The organism is Kribbella lupini, assembly GCF_039529595.1.
GTDB lineage: Bacteria > Actinomycetota > Actinomycetes > Propionibacteriales > Kribbellaceae > Kribbella > Kribbella lupini.
On record NZ_BAAANC010000002.1, the window covers coordinates 1321518 to 1335163 of the forward strand.

12 protein-coding genes and 1 tRNA gene are annotated in these 13646 nt (G+C 62.5%); 4 read left to right on the forward strand and 9 right to left on the reverse strand.

Annotated elements, in window-relative coordinates:
- Positions 1-255: 255 nt before the first annotated feature.
- From ABD235_RS19575 to ABD235_RS19585, 3 genes are read right to left on the reverse strand one after another with little or no spacing between them, the layout of a single operon-like run.
- Positions 256-918 carry an anti-sigma factor family protein gene (locus tag ABD235_RS19575; RefSeq protein ID WP_344175988.1) on the reverse strand — a complete coding sequence of 221 codons (663 nt, stop codon included), beginning with the start codon at positions 916-918 and terminating at the stop codon, positions 256-258.
- Positions 915-1424, reverse strand: coding sequence for a sigma-70 family RNA polymerase sigma factor (locus tag ABD235_RS19580; RefSeq protein ID WP_344175989.1), 510 nt, complete (start codon positions 1422-1424; stop codon positions 915-917). The genes ABD235_RS19575 and ABD235_RS19580 overlap by 4 nt, the downstream gene beginning before the upstream one ends.
- A 47-nt stretch (positions 1425-1471) precedes the next feature.
- Positions 1472-1879, reverse strand: a complete 408-nt coding sequence (locus ABD235_RS19585; protein ID WP_344175990.1) for a DoxX family protein — start codon at positions 1877-1879, stop codon at positions 1472-1474.
- 215 nt (positions 1880-2094) lie between these two features.
- On the opposite strand from ABD235_RS19585, the gene ABD235_RS19590 reads away from it, so the two are divergent.
- Positions 2095-2170, forward strand: a tRNA-Lys gene (locus tag ABD235_RS19590).
- Between the two features lie 541 nt (positions 2171-2711).
- On the opposite strand, the gene ABD235_RS19595 is transcribed toward ABD235_RS19590, so the two are convergent.
- From ABD235_RS19595 to ABD235_RS19605, 3 genes are read right to left on the reverse strand one after another with little or no spacing between them, the layout of a single operon-like run.
- A complete protein-coding gene (locus ABD235_RS19595) occupies positions 2712-4538 on the reverse strand; it encodes an OLD family protein (RefSeq protein ID WP_344175993.1) in 1827 nt (608 codons plus the stop codon).
- 24 nt (positions 4539-4562) lie between these two features.
- On the reverse strand, positions 4563-6929 hold the full coding sequence (locus ABD235_RS19600) for an NACHT domain-containing protein (RefSeq protein WP_344175995.1): 2367 nt from the start codon (positions 6927-6929) through the stop codon (positions 4563-4565).
- Between the two features lie 7 nt (positions 6930-6936).
- Complete coding sequence (locus tag ABD235_RS19605; RefSeq protein ID WP_344175996.1) at positions 6937-8067, reverse strand: adenylate/guanylate cyclase domain-containing protein; 1131 nt, start codon at positions 8065-8067, stop codon at positions 6937-6939.
- 673 nt (positions 8068-8740) lie between these two features.
- Here ABD235_RS19605 and ABD235_RS19610 point away from each other — a divergent pair.
- Positions 8741-9241: a hypothetical protein gene (locus ABD235_RS19610; RefSeq protein ID WP_344175998.1), complete on the forward strand. Its 501-nt coding sequence runs from the start codon at positions 8741-8743 to the stop codon at positions 9239-9241.
- A 558-nt stretch (positions 9242-9799) separates the two neighbouring features.
- Here the strand turns inward: ABD235_RS19610 and ABD235_RS19615 are convergent.
- Together ABD235_RS19615 and ABD235_RS19620 are read right to left on the reverse strand one after the other, a co-directional pair.
- On the reverse strand, positions 9800-10135 hold the full coding sequence (locus ABD235_RS19615) for a hypothetical protein (RefSeq protein WP_344176000.1): 336 nt from the start codon (positions 10133-10135) through the stop codon (positions 9800-9802).
- Positions 10111-10944: an epoxide hydrolase family protein gene (locus ABD235_RS19620; protein ID WP_344176002.1), complete on the reverse strand. Its 834-nt coding sequence runs from the start codon at positions 10942-10944 to the stop codon at positions 10111-10113. The genes ABD235_RS19615 and ABD235_RS19620 overlap by 25 nt, the downstream gene beginning before the upstream one ends.
- Before the next feature lie 62 nt (positions 10945-11006).
- Between ABD235_RS19620 and ABD235_RS19625 the strand changes: the two genes are divergently transcribed.
- Together ABD235_RS19625 and ABD235_RS19630 are read left to right on the forward strand one after the other, a co-directional pair.
- Positions 11007-11972 carry a helix-turn-helix transcriptional regulator gene (locus ABD235_RS19625; RefSeq protein ID WP_344176004.1) on the forward strand — a complete coding sequence of 322 codons (966 nt, stop codon included), beginning with the start codon at positions 11007-11009 and terminating at the stop codon, positions 11970-11972.
- Positions 11973-12026: 54 nt separating this feature from the next.
- Positions 12027-13139 carry a winged helix DNA-binding domain-containing protein gene (locus ABD235_RS19630; protein WP_344176006.1) on the forward strand — a complete coding sequence of 371 codons (1113 nt, stop codon included), beginning with the start codon at positions 12027-12029 and terminating at the stop codon, positions 13137-13139.
- A 12-nt stretch (positions 13140-13151) separates the two neighbouring features.
- On the opposite strand, the gene ABD235_RS19635 is transcribed toward ABD235_RS19630, so the two are convergent.
- Entirely contained in the window at positions 13152-13613 is a 462-nt protein-coding gene (locus ABD235_RS19635) for a hypothetical protein (RefSeq protein WP_344176008.1), read from the reverse strand.
- Positions 13614-13646: the final 33 nt, after the last annotated feature.

Here is a 13646-nt window from a genome sequence, read left to right on the forward strand (position 1 = left end):
ACGGGTCGAAATCACTGCGGGCGGCATGCTGCGCCACCGGCTGACTTCCCAACCGGGATGAACTTTAACACCGACCACCCGGCCGTTCCGCGTCCTCCCCCGGACGCGAGGCGACCCCGGTGCGTCGGGTCTGAACACCGGGGCCTGGAACGACTTGCCTCTCGAGCGACCCGCCCTTCCTTGCACTCAGGTGCCCCATCCGGCACCTGTCATGCGCCGTGCCGGATGTGACCGTCAGAACTGATGCAAGCGTTCTCAGAAGTGCACGGCGAGCAGGATCCGGCCGGTGTCGGAGCTGCGGATGTCCAGCGCGCGGATCTCGGCGCGGTGCAGCTTCGTCGTCGCGGCCGGGCGCACCGTCGTACCGGGTGAGGCCGTCCAGCTCGCGATCATCGTCGTCTTGCCGGCTTGGTCGGTGACGAACAGGTCGTAGCCGCGGGCGCGTTCGCTCGGGGTCGCCAGTTCGTCGTACCGGCAACTGATCTCGATCGTCGTCCCCCACCGCTCCTCCACCAGGCGGGCATCGGCGGTCAGCTTGCTGGCGACGGTCTGCGCCAGGACGACGTAGTCCCCCTCGGGTTCCTCGCGAGCCAGCGGGACCGCGACCACCGCGCCGATCGCGGCAGCGGTGGCGGCGGTCGCGGCGACCAGCCCCGCGACCCGGAACCGCCGCTTGCGACGGTCCCGGGTGACGGCCCGGACCAGGCCGGGCAACAGGTTCGGCGGGGTGGGGTCGAGGGTGGCGAGCGCCCGGTCCCCCGGCAGCATCGCCAGGGTCCCGGGGACGCCCGCCAGCGACGCCACCTCCGCCGAGCAGTCCGCGCACGTACGCAGGTGCTCCTCGTACGCGCGCCGATCCTGCGTGGACAACGCGCCCAGCAGGTAGGCCGCGTCCCAGTCCCGGTACGGATCGCTCATTCCTGCGTCACCCCCCTCTCCTGCAGCGCGAGCTTCAGCGCCCGCATCCCGTAGTGCAACCGCGACTTCACCGTGCCCGGCGGGATGTCGAGCTCCTTGGCGATGTCGGTGACGGTCCGCCGGCCGTAGTACGCCCGGACGATCACCTGCCGATGGTCCTCCGACAGCTGCGCCAGCGAGTCCGACACCAGCCACGCGTCCAGTACGGCGTTCGCGTGGTCGGCGCTCGGCCGTTCCGGCAGGTCGTCGCTGGCCACCTCCCGGTTGACCCGGGCACTGCGCCGGTCGTCGATGACGAGATTGCGCGCCACCGTGAACAGCCAGGCCCGGGCCCCCGCCTCGTCCTCGGTCAGGATCTGCGGCCGCCGCCACGCCCGCAGCAACGTCTCCTGCACGACGTCCTCGGCGAACCGGTCGTCCCCGGTCAGCCGGACCACGAACCGCCACAACGCAGGCGCGTGCACGTCGTGCAGCTCACGCAGCAGCGCCGCCCGGTCGTCGGCCATCGGCACTCCCGCTCTGTCGTCGTGGATCGGCACGGCCCGGCACCCCGCTACTCGCCGGCCGCCACGGACTCCCGCTTCCTGCCCGGAAGGCTACTTTCCAGCGCCCACCCACCGTTCCCGAGCACCGCGATCAGCAGGAACGCGAACGCGAACAACGCCGCCTTCTCCCCACCGTTCTCCACCGGCAGCAACCCGTCAACCTGATGCACCGTGAAGTACGCGTAAGCCATCGACCCCGAACACAGCAAGGCAGCCCACCGCGTCCCGAACCCCACCATCACCAGTGCCCCACCCACCGCCTGAATCACCGAAGCCCACCAGGAAGGCCACGCCAGCGCCTCGACCTGCTTCACCCCCAACACCCCGAACAAGGCAGCAGCCCCGTGCGTCGCGAACAAGAACCCCACCACAATCCTGAACACAGCAACCACTTGTCCCTGCCAGCGCTCCAGCATCTTTTACTCCTCAAAGGTGAATGGACGGCTCCACACCCCCACCCGCCTCACGCTGACGAGGGTGCTCCTTCACCCCGTCAAACGACCCACCCGTCCATCCGGTTCAACCCACAGTGATCCACTGCTCACCGTCCGAGACCACCGTCACCACTGGTCTCATCCCCTTTCCAGTTGGCCCCCCACCCCCAACACCTGTCACACTGGTCCCCACACCCGGGCCTCTAGCTCAATTGGCAGAGCAGCGGACTTTTAATCCGCGGGTTGTCGGTTCGAGTCCGACGGGGCCTACCAGGTTAAAAGGACACCGCCTGCGGCGGCGGCAGTATCTTCCGGCGCCTGCGGCGCGGGCGCCTACCGTGGTTTTCGGCGAGCACCGCCGGCGGCGTGCGGTGAGCAAGCTGACGGCTCATCAGGACCTGACTCCAGCACCCCAACCACTGTCTGCTTCGTCCACCCGGGTACCCGAGCGCGGCAGATAACCTTCCCGAGTGGAACGCTGAGGATCTTGGCGCGCAGGAGATCGTCAGGTCTTCAAGCGATGGCGAGGCTTTCGCGAGACGATCCCGGCGGCCAGTCACAAAGCGAACCGAGGCAGAGAACGGCGATGCGCCGGCTCCGGACACACATCGACGAGGTCGTCCGCGGCGCAGATGTGCAACCCGTCAGCCACCTTGTGACACCGACAACTTGACCTAATCGCCCTGGAAGAGACTACGGTGCGGACTTCCCCGGAACTACATGAAGCACTACATCGCGCCGTTGATCACCAGTCCAGGTTGGCGCTGGCGAGGCGGACCTCCTCGACCGCCGAAACGCCGGTCGCTCCTATGGCTCATACTCCATGCCAATTGAGGAAGGGCTCGACCACTCCGTCAACCGCCTGCTTTGCTTCCGGGTCTACGCCAACTTCTCGCGACTGGAGCCGTCGGAAGAGGGTGCGAGCGCCATCACCACTATCCAGACCATATCCAAATCGGGTTCGGATAAATCCCTTGAAACTCTCTCCTGGCTTGAGTCCGAGCTCACGCCACGAGTCCGTTTCCGCACCGAACGCTTTTGGACTAACAACCTGAAAGATGTCCGAGAGGCCATGCATCATGAAGCTGACCCTCGTCTCCATGCTCGCCTCCAAAATGTTGGCCTGAACCCGCAATAGGCCGAGATCTTCATTCGAGAGCCGATCCGGTCTGTCCGCCCTGGCACGCAGTTCCCGAACAGTTCCTCGACGATCGACAAGGGCGCGCGACTGAAGCAAACGCCATCGCTCTTCTGTGTCACCAGCGGTCAAGGAATCGAACATCACCCCAAACGGGGAACCGATGAGGCGCTGCCAGACTGAGGTGACCACTCCACTCGCGGCGAGAGTTCCGTGCGTGGGGCAAACAACAACACGTGCATCGCGGAGTTTATCGCGATAAAAAAAGTCTAAAATATTAGCATCCCAGATACCCTCAACATATAATACCTTAAGACCAGCAAGTGCGCCCGGACCCTCGACGGCCAACCTTGCTAGCTGAGTGCTAGCCCACTCATCAGGCGGCGAGTACTCAAAAGACCCGGGGGCAGTAAAGGTGAAGAAGTCACATTTGCCCACCAGGCCTGCCGCGAGCTCAAGGCTATGCGTAGCCACTATCAAACGACCGCCGACGCTAACCTCCGCCAACGACTCGCCAAGCTTCTGCGCCTCACTTCCAAACAGATGAACCTCCGGTTCATCGAGCATTACCCACGCGCTCTTCGTCGCAAAGCCAGAAACCGGCCCGCGAGGGATCAGTTGGTCAAGGATGGTCCCGTCAAGAAATTCCGCCGCCGGCAATCGACCCTCGTGAAATTTAGAAACTCCACATGCGAGTAGATAGTATTCTCGCAGAGTTTCCGTGGCGGCCAGGCTTACCCACCGGCGAATGGCAGTACTCGCGCGATCGTAGGGAAACCATTCGCCGGACATTCGAAGTCTGAACTGGAAGCTCTCTTCAGGAGCAATGAGCATGTCCAGGTCAAATCCAACAAAGGCACTGAGTCTGGTCTGAGTCCTCGTGGCTACTGACGCGCAGAAGGACTCTGCAATCGACAGGAATGAAACTCCCGTACCGTCCGCGAGACGCCCTACCAGAGGATTGCCTGAGCGCACAATTCGCGCATCGAGGCATAGCAGACACTCCGAAAGCCAATCGGCAAATGTTGCTTGCGCATGCAACTGGAGGTCAACTGCGATCCCAACATCTGGCCGGATCCACTCCTCGCACAGAGATGCCGCACCACCAACCGGAATAGTCCAGGAACCCCTCTCCAGGTCCTCCCCCCTCTCATCTGACAGACAAACGACGGCCTCATCCACCTCCGACGAAACAGACCAGAAACGGTTGGGGTCATCATCGACGTAGGGAATGAAGTCAACTACCGCAGCCACCTCTTGTGGCAGAGGCGACGCCAGGCGGTTGTTCTCAGAACTAGCGCCCACCCAAGCGCGCTTCAATACATCCGGAAGTTTCGCATATACGCGCGATGTCCCCGGCGCAGCCATGGCGTCGATGAACTTTGACTTTCCACACCCATTCGGACCAATAAGCACCTTCGATCGACCATTGTTCTCCACGAAGAAGGGCGCGGGAAAGGGCGCTCCAACCTCTAGGCGCCAACCTCGAAAATTTTCAGGCATATGAATACACTTCCGCACCCCTCATTAGGCCTTTCGGACCAAACGGTCACAGACCGCCTGTATGGTCTCGCCAGCCACGCCATCATGGATTAGCAGCAGGACGTCCTGACGGCGACCAACATCTCCCGTGAGAATGAATGGCGGCCGACTCCCATGCGCACCCCGATCCTCTGCTACGAAGCCCTCTGTCTTAAGTGCCCTTACAACTCTCCGTATGACAAAATCTCGGTCAATCGGCGGAAGGCCGCCCATAAAGGCGGGCCAGCTAATGGCCGAATCAAGGCGACCGCCCCTATAGAATTTCGCGAGTCTGCCTGCAATGATTCGAAGTACGTAGTCCTCCTGCGACTCCCGCATTTCGGCCGGATTTGTTATGTCCGTCAAGATGGGTTCCGCCCACCTATCAGAAAGCTGAGGACCGAAATATTCAATATCGTCGATCGTAGAGCTCGCATTCGTCGCGGTACTCAGACGCGAGTCGACCGAGCAGCCCACGAACGCCGTTCCACTCAGTAGCGCTCCGTCCCAAGCAACGTCCCTCAGGTCGCAGTTGCTGAACAGGGCACCGGAGAGATTGGTGTGCCTAAGATCTTTCCCCCGTAGATCTAGACCAGAGATCGTTACATCACGAAAATCTCTACCGCTCAAGCGCTCGCTCAGATCGCTCGGCACCGCGTTCAACTGCCCGTCATCACCGACTGGAACAGCCGCAGAAAGCAGTCGCAGGACATTGCGTAGACCTACATCATTGAATTTGACGACAAACTGTTGCGGGACAGTCAGCTCTGCGCCGATTGCCGCAACAACACTGCGCGCCACCCCGTCGGAGAGGTCCCTGCGGTTCAAGACGAGGAGAGCCTCCGGAAGCGCCGGAACGAGGGCTCGCGCCAGCGACGTCCCCTGATAATAGTCACGCCAGACTTGATGCCTAATCGTTGCCGCTTGAGACGACCCGACCTGTCCCTCTTCGGCGCTCAGGAAATGATGGCTAAATAACTTCGAGACTCGCCTACGCCCCTCTGGGTCGGGGACATTTATGGTTTCTTGACTTGAAGCTATAGCCTCAAGCGCAAACACCTCTAGATCTTCTAGAGCATAGTATGCGGCGCCGCTTTGAAGCATATCAAGCGCGATTGCCTCCAAAAAGCGCTGCTGCTCATCATCGCTGAAGCCATGACCCTGGCGCTCTCGTTCGCGCTTATAGGCCACCTGAACGAGAAAGTCAACAAATTCCCTCGCTCCCAATTTTGCGATTGAAAACTTGTCGCCGCGGATAAGTTCAACAAACTCAGAAAGGAAGAATGGGCTTCCATAGATGCCGAATCCACCGGCGTCTCGCTCAATCAGTTTCTGTGCACGCTCCACGCGTTGCGAACGGTCTCCAACTCGGTCTAGCTTCTTTTTGATGAATTGCTTTGCCTGCGTCTTATCAAAGGCTTGGAGTTCGAGAAGTTCTACATCACTCTCTACTAGGTTCGGATCCCCAACCATTGATACGACATCACCTGAACTTCGATAGAAGAGCGTTCGCGATGTAAGAATTATTCTGCTCAATGGTCCCGCCATGCTAATAAATTCGGCGATATTTGACTTTGCCGTCTCAGGCATCGCCTCCAGCATCTCGTCATAGCCATCGAGAATAAAGAGGATCCGACCTCGACCGACTAAGTATTGGAATGCCGGAAGGGTCAGCAAAGGTCGTCCATGTCGCGCCAGAGCCGACAAGATGAGTCCTTCAAAGGACGTCGATCTCCGAAATTTTCCGAAGGGAATCAAGAACGGCAAGGGAGGCTTCCGAACTCCGCCCTGCGCATAAATTTTAGCGAGACGCTTGGCAAGTATGTGGGTTAGTTTACTCTTTCCAAACCCGGCGGGCGCCAGAATCATGCTCATTCTCGGCGAGACCCCGGTAGCCCATTCCTTTGCCAGATGGGCAATCGCGTTCACTTTACCTGCGTACTGGCTTATGGCTATCGGGGGTATGAAATCGTCCTCGAACAGAAGACCTGCTTCCTGATTCGGCGCATCGGCGCCAGCCTCAGTGAGGTAGGTACACACTCGTTCGGGACGCATATGACTGTCCAGATACTCGGTGAAAGGCAGTGTCTGATTGAACAGGTCCGCGCCATCTCGCACCCATCTTGTGCGATCAGATTCGGCATAGCCGTCCGGGAGGATCAAGGCCGTTCGGATGGCCTCGTATCGCGGTAGGGACTTAGCGAACCCTGCCAGTTCATCAACCGGCATTGATAGATCCTGAAGGACCAATAGACAGTTGATAAGGTCTCGATCATCCTCAGTCATCACCGCTGCTAGACCCGGTTCTGGGGCATCAATGATGGTCGACTGAAGCCCTTGGCGCCCAATGAAGGACGCAAGCTCGTCTTTCATAAGTCCGTTACCCCAGCCGCATCGCCGGACGACCCGATGCGTCGACGATAGGAACGACTGACACCCAGTCTCCGATCTTGGATTCGGTCGCGGGGCGCGGGCAGAAGATAAGCCCTCGATTGGGAGTACGATTTGAGTCGCGCACCTCGACAAACACGTAATCCCGGCCGTCCGGACATACGGCAATCTGACCTTGAGTTGGCTGATCGAAGATCATCACGCGCACGGCCGTCGCATTCTTTTTCCCTGGCGCAGCTGTGTTGCCGAGGAATGCGACTCTCTGGCCTCGTGGCAGCTCGTCAACACCGACGAGCCAGTGCTTGAGGACGAAGCGGTCCTCCTTTTCGCCGTCCGCACGAACGAAGCCCATGCCTCGATCACCACTCCAACTCACCACTGTTCCGAGCTGCCATTCCCGGGAGCGGTCCCGAGAAGTGTTGGCGGCTTCTGCTACCACTTTGTCACTCTCACGATTAACAATCTGAGTGACCACGCTGTTTCTCACGCCGAAAGGTGTCGTTGACCAAATGATTTCGTGATATTTGACCGGATCTGAAAATCCCTTAAGCCGAACAGACTCCTCCCCCGTGCGGTACTCAGCGACCCCTCGGCGCATGGCCGCTCCGACACGGCTTCGCACCCGCGCCATATTGGCTGCCGAGACAGTATTGGCATCGGCCCATACCGCGTTGGGATTTGCCGCGCCGCATAATCTGGCGGCCAGGTCAACTGACTCTCCGACGAAATCCGTGGCGCCGGCAATCTCGAAACTCACGGGGCGTCCCGTAGTGACCCCGATCGAACATTGGCACTGCAATTTGTTGTCGTGCCTGAGCTCCTCGAGACTCTCTTGGATGAGGATGGCAGCGTTGATGGCCTCGGCTGCCTTATCGTCGTCAAACGCAAGCACGGCACCGTCGCCTAAGTACTTTACTACCCGTCCACCAGTCTGGCTGACCGCTTCTCCCACGACGTCATAGAACTTGCCGACTGTTGGCAGCCAGGTCACCTCACCTTTCGCCTTCATATCGGTTGACCCTACGATGTCCGCGAAAACAATCACCTTGCTTCGACGGTCATTCTCATCGAGCGCGGTACGAAAGAGCGTGAAGTAGTCGCTCTGGTGTGCTGTTGACATCCGTCCCCCTACGTGCAGCGCAAGTACCTGGACGGGCAACGTCGCAGGTTCACATCCCCTTAGCTCGAACGCTAGCAGCGGATCGGCCGGTAGGAGTAGCGGTGGATCCGAGAAAGGCATATCATGTTGGGAATGTCAGTCAGTGGACACATAATGGGGTTCGTCAGAACCCGCGCAGTCTCAGCGCTTTGATGGATGGGGGCGTCGGCTTAGCTGGCGCCCCTGTCGCTTGCCTCGGCATCTGAAACCTGGCTAGAGCGGGCTCTCGGCACTCGGGTGACGACCAAATCGTCGGGCGTCTCGCGCCGTAACCTGGCGCAGGCCGTCCTAGCCGGTGCAACAACGTTGGCGGCCGCGCGCCAGAGTAGGTGCTTCCTGAGACTCTGCATGGAGCGCTTAGGCAGCGATCGACCGCCGTCGTGGCGTCGTGCCGTCAGCAAGCGGATGCGAACTCGATAAGTCGGCGGGGAGCATGGATCGGCGCGCGGCCTCCCGGCTGGGTGGTTGCACCTGCTGCTGCCGACACGATGGAAGGTCTGCCGGATGCCGCATTTCGGACGACGCTGATCGAACAGAAGAGCCTCGCGGCGGCACCAGACCATTATTGGGCTTCCGTAGCGTCGATGTCTCCGCCATCATGGCTTAGGCCTGAGCGTCAGCGAACAGGGGGCGTATGACCGACATCATCAGCCTCGTACTGAATTTCCTCGGGCCTCTAGTAGGTGTGTTGATCGGTGGGGCCATCGCGCTACGCACCCAGTCGTCAGCATTCGCCGGAGAGACCAGCCTGCGGATCCGGGCCGAGAAGCGCGAGGCGTACCTGCGGTTCGTCGCGGCCGCCCGCAGTTGGCAGGCAACAGTATTGAATCCCGAGGTCAATATCAGAGGACCGGCGGTTTACGGAAACCGTAAGTACGCCGACGCCGGCCTTGCCTATGCCGAGAGTATCCGGGCCTTGACCGAAGTTCGGCTGGTCGGCGGACAGCCAGCGATCGACGAGGCCTGGCGGTGGGACAACGCGCTGCGGACTCTCTCAGACGCCATCGCTAACTCGGAGGATAGCGCAGGCGCAGAGAAAGCTGTGGAGGCCTGTCAGGACGCGGAGGCAGCATTCATCGCTGCCGCTCGATACGATCTCGACAACGCCTTCGACAACAGTCCACGCCGCCGCTAGCTACCCTTCGTATGCTGGCTTCCGGGACTGATCCGCGGCCACGGACGTTCGCAATAGCTGCACGCCTGAGGCACGGTCTGCCGTCGCAGGTTGCTGACGCCTTTGTCCGTTGGCTGGCAGGCCGTGGTTCAGGCCGCGAGTGCGATTGCGTTGACTGTTTTGACTTTCTATGTGTCAGTCCGCAACTTCACCCTCGTGCATGTACGCGCCCCAACCAAATCCCAAGCAATGACGCCACTTGGCACCACGACCGCCAGATTGCAAGCAACTGTTGCGGTCCCTCGCGACGCAGACGTGCCGTGGCCCGCGGGTGCCTATCGCGGGTCCGACGAGCGCCGCTGGCGGCGTGCGGGTGGTCGTACCGAAGTCTCGAGGGATCCGTCCGCAGCATCGGACGTGCTGTTAAGCGTTACTGGTTCGCTCCTCTGCGGTTTGGCCCGAGCCATAAGGGCATTCCTCATTCTGCACCTGGCCGCTGCCTGTTATTGAGCTTGGCTGGCAGGGCGTGGGGTGGGGACCTCTTGTCGTAAGGACGCTGGCAGTCTCGGCACTCGGCTTCTAGTGCGAGATGAGGTCCCCGAAGAAGGTTTGGAGGTCCTTGAGCAGCAGGTCGGGGGCGTCCTGGGTGGCCCAGTGGCTGCCTCGGTTGTGTTCGGTCCAGGTGACGATGTTGGCGTGGTCTCGGGTGGCGAAGCGGCGGAGGGGGCGGAAGTCGTGGGCGAAGCTGGAGAGGGCGGTGGGGGTGGTGGTTGGTTCGGTGGGGTGGGTGGCGTGGTGGTCCTCGTAGTAGAAGCGGGCTGAGGACGCTGCGGTGTTGGTGAGCCAGTAGATGGTGGCGTTGGTGAGGACGTGGTCGTCGCTGGTGCCGCCTAGGAGTTGGGCGATCCAGGCCAACTGGCCTGAGGGGGAGTCGGCCAGGGCGTGGGCGAGGGTTTGGGGCTGGGTTTGCTGGAGTTTTGCGTACGCCGGATGTTGTCCTGGAAGGTCTGCAGGAAGGTCAGGTAGCCGAGTTCTTGCTCTGACAGGCCTTCCAGTTCGGCTGGGCCGCCGGACGGGAACGAGAACAATTGGGTTACGTGGACGCCGATGACGTGGTCGGGGTCGATGCGGCCGAGTTCGGGGGCGACGTAGGCGCCGGCATCGTTGCCGTGGGCACCGTACTTGTCGTAGCCGAGGCGGCGCATCAGTTCGGCCCAGGCGCGGGCTGTGCGGTACCTGTTCCAGCCTTGCTCCGTGGTCGGACCGGAGAAACCGAAGCCGGGCAGGGACGGGATCACCACGTGGAAGGCCTGGCCGTCGGCGGGAGCGGTCAGGGGTTCGATCAGGTCGAGGAACTCGATCACGCTGTTCGGCCAGCCGTGGGTCAGCAGCAGCGGAACGGCGTTCGGGTCGGCCGATCGCACGTGGAGGAAGTGGATCTGCTGGCCGTCGATCTCGGTGACGAACTGCGGGTAGGCGTTCAGCCGCGCTTCCCACTCGCGCCAGTTGTAGGTCGTCCGCCAGGTCTCGACGAGTCGCTGGACGTAGCCGACCGGTACGCCGTACTCCCAGCCCGGCGGTACCGGCCCGGTCTGGACGGCTGCTTCGGTCTTCAGGGGCAGCTCGTTCGCCCAGCGGGTCTGGGCCAGGCGGCGCTGCAGGTCGTCGAGGTCGGCTTGCGGGATGTCGATCCGGAAGTGGCGAATCTCGGTGTTTGTCGTCATGTCCAGAACGCTATTCCCTCATTAGGCGAGCCAGCTTCCTAATGAGCTGCCAGACTTTCCCCATGATCGAGACCTCGGCACGACTGCTGAAGCTCCTGACGCTGCTCCAATCGCCGCGGGACTGGACCGGCGCCGAGCTGGCCGGGAAGCTCCAGGTCAGTCCGCGTACCGTCCGCGCGGACATCGAACGGCTGCGTGGGCTGGGATATCCGGTCGACGCGACCCGTGGTTCCGTCGGTGGTTACCGGCTCGGAGCCGGCGGATCGCTGCCGCCCTTGCTGCTGGACGACGACGAGGCCGTGGCCGTGGTGATCGGCCTGCGGAAGGCGGCCGAGCTCACCGGACTGGAGGAGAGCTCTCTGCAGGCCCTCACGAAACTCGAGCAAGTCCTGCCCTCGCGGCTGCGCCGCCGGGTCAGCTCGATCGCCACGTTCACTGTGCAGGTCCCGCAAGACGAACCCGCACCCCTGGTCGACCCCGAACTACTCACCCAGCTCACCGGACTCTGCCGCGATCGCGAGCAACTGAGATTCGACTACCGGTCACACCGCGCGGAGCCCAGCAGGCGCCAGGTCGAGCCCTATCGCGTGGTCAACTGGGGACGCCGCTGGTACCTGGTCGGGTTCGACCTCGATCGCCAGGACTGGCGGACGTTCCGGGTCGACCGGATCTCGCCGCGCATTCCTACCGGTCCACGCTTCACCCCTCGCCAACTGCCCGGGGACGGCGACCTCGCAAGCTACGTGTCCCGGCGGGTGTCCGCGGCCGCCTGGCGGTACTACGCGAAGGTCGTCATCCACGCGCCTGCAGACAGCATGGCAGCGCAACTGCCCCCAGCCGCGGGCACCATCGAACCGATCGACGAGCACACCTGCCTGTTCAGCACCGGCTCCGACTCGGTCAAGGGGCTCGCCGTACACCTCGGCCTGCTCGACGCGGACTTCGAGATCCAGACCGGGCCGGCTGAACTGCACGCGCACCTGCGCCAACTCGCCGAGCGCTACGGGCAGGCCTCCCGGGCCAGCTGAGCGTCGTACAGGCCGCCGACCCACCCGACAACACAGAAGTGTGAGACAGCCGCGATGACCACCCCGATGAGCCGACGCGAGTTGAACCGGGCCACCCTCGCCCGCCAGTTCCTGCTCTCCCGCACCGATCGCTCGGTGCCCGACGTGATCGAGCATCTTGTCGGGCTGCAGGCACAGACGCCCCACACCTGGTACGCCGGTCTGTGGACCCGCATCGCGGGCTTCCGCCCCGAGGTCGCGGCCGACGGGCTGGTCGATCGCACCTTGGTCCGGATGGCCGTGATGCGGTCGACCATCCACCTGATCACGGCGCGCGACGCCGGCGCCCTGCGGCCGCTCGTCCAGCCGGCTCTGGATCGCGACCTGTTCACCAACCACACGCACAAGGCGGCAGTCCGCGATCTCGACGTGGACGCTGTCATCGCGGCTGGACGCGAGTTGCTCGCTGAACGTCCACGCACACAACGCGAACTCGGCGAGCTCCTGCACCAGCGCTGGCCCGACCGTCCTCCGGCCGGCCTCGCGTACGCCGTACGCAACTTGGTGCCGCTCGTCCAGGTGCCGCCGCGCGGGCTCTGGGGCCGGAGCGGACCGATCGCACACACCACCGCTGCGGCCTGGCTCGGGGACCTAACCGACAGCGGCCTGGACCTCGCCGGCCTGGTACGCCGATACCTCGGCGCTTTCGGCCCTGCGACCGTGCGCGACATGCAGACCTGGTCCGGTCTGACCCGCCTGAGTGAAGTCGTCGACTCGATCAGCGGGGAGTTGCTCGTACGACGCGACGAGGACGGCCGCGAACTGTTCGATCTGCCCGAGGCTCCGCGCCCCGATGCCGATACGCCCGCTCCACCGCGATACCTCTACGACTTCGACAACCTGTTGCTCTCCCACGCCGACCGCACGCGGGTCATCACCGACGACTTCCAGCGCTACTCGTTCCGTCCCCACGGTCCCGTGCCGTCCGTCGTACTCATCGACGGTGTGACCGGCGGCGACTGGACCATCGAGCGCACCGGGGCGACCGCGACTCTCCAGGTGCGCACCTATCGCCGGCCATCCACCGAGCTCACCACGCAGCTCGTTGCCGAAGGCACCGACCTGCTCGCGTTCGCGGCGGCCAACGCCGATCATCACGACGTCCAGGTGCGAGTGGTGTCCGACTGAGGTAGTACAGGATCAGTTTCGTCGGAGGTTGTACTGCAGGGTGCACTTGCCGAGCGTGTCTGTGGGACGGTAGTGGCAGACCTTGATTCGGACGAGGTCGATGCCGCCGACGAGGTTGGTGTCTCCGATGGGGAAGTTGAACGACACCGGACCTCGCTCCGACCTGCGATTCGTGCTCTCCACCAGGGTGTTTCCGGCGAGAGCCTCGAAGTAGACAACGGTGGTCGACTGCAGGTGCGAGTCGTCGTACACCGCACCTTGGATCTGCGCGGTCCGGTTGTTCCAGACGATGCCGCCAGAGGACCTGTTCACGCACGGCCATCCCGGAGCCTCGTGATAGTTGTACGGGCTTGGAGCGCAGATGACGAAGGTGTCGTTGGCCCACTGGACACTCGCCACCGCGGAGGACTGGCCGAGAGCGGCTACCGAGATCCCTGCTGCAGCGGCGGCGATCGTTCTCCGAAGAGTGCTCATGGCTACTCACTTTCTCGCTCTGAGAGTGGGGCG

Bases quoted from the DNA above. Each gene is read 5' to 3' on its own strand.
- ABD235_RS19620 (WP_344176002.1), bottom strand. From the start codon at position 10,944: ATGACGACAAACACCGAGATTCGCCACTTCCGGATCGACATCCCGCAA.
- ABD235_RS19605 (WP_344175996.1), bottom strand. From the start codon at position 8,067: ATGTCAACAGCACACCAGAGCGACTACTTCACGCTCTTTCGTACCGCG.
- ABD235_RS19575 (WP_344175988.1), bottom strand. From the start codon at position 918: ATGAGCGATCCGTACCGGGACTGGGACGCGGCCTACCTGCTGGGCGCG.
- ABD235_RS19625 (WP_344176004.1), top strand. From the start codon at position 11,007: ATGATCGAGACCTCGGCACGACTGCTGAAGCTCCTGACGCTGCTCCAA.
- ABD235_RS19610 (WP_344175998.1), top strand. From the start codon at position 8,741: ATGACCGACATCATCAGCCTCGTACTGAATTTCCTCGGGCCTCTAGTA.
- ABD235_RS19595 (WP_344175993.1), bottom strand. From the start codon at position 4,538: ATGCCTGAAAATTTTCGAGGTTGGCGCCTAGAGGTTGGAGCGCCCTTT.
- ABD235_RS19630 (WP_344176006.1), top strand. From the start codon at position 12,027: ATGACCACCCCGATGAGCCGACGCGAGTTGAACCGGGCCACCCTCGCC.
- ABD235_RS19585 (WP_344175990.1), bottom strand. From the start codon at position 1,879: ATGCTGGAGCGCTGGCAGGGACAAGTGGTTGCTGTGTTCAGGATTGTG.
- ABD235_RS19580 (WP_344175989.1), bottom strand. From the start codon at position 1,424: ATGGCCGACGACCGGGCGGCGCTGCTGCGTGAGCTGCACGACGTGCAC.
- ABD235_RS19635 (WP_344176008.1), bottom strand. From the start codon at position 13,613: ATGAGCACTCTTCGGAGAACGATCGCCGCCGCTGCAGCAGGGATCTCG.
- ABD235_RS19600 (WP_344175995.1), bottom strand. From the start codon at position 6,929: ATGAAAGACGAGCTTGCGTCCTTCATTGGGCGCCAAGGGCTTCAGTCG.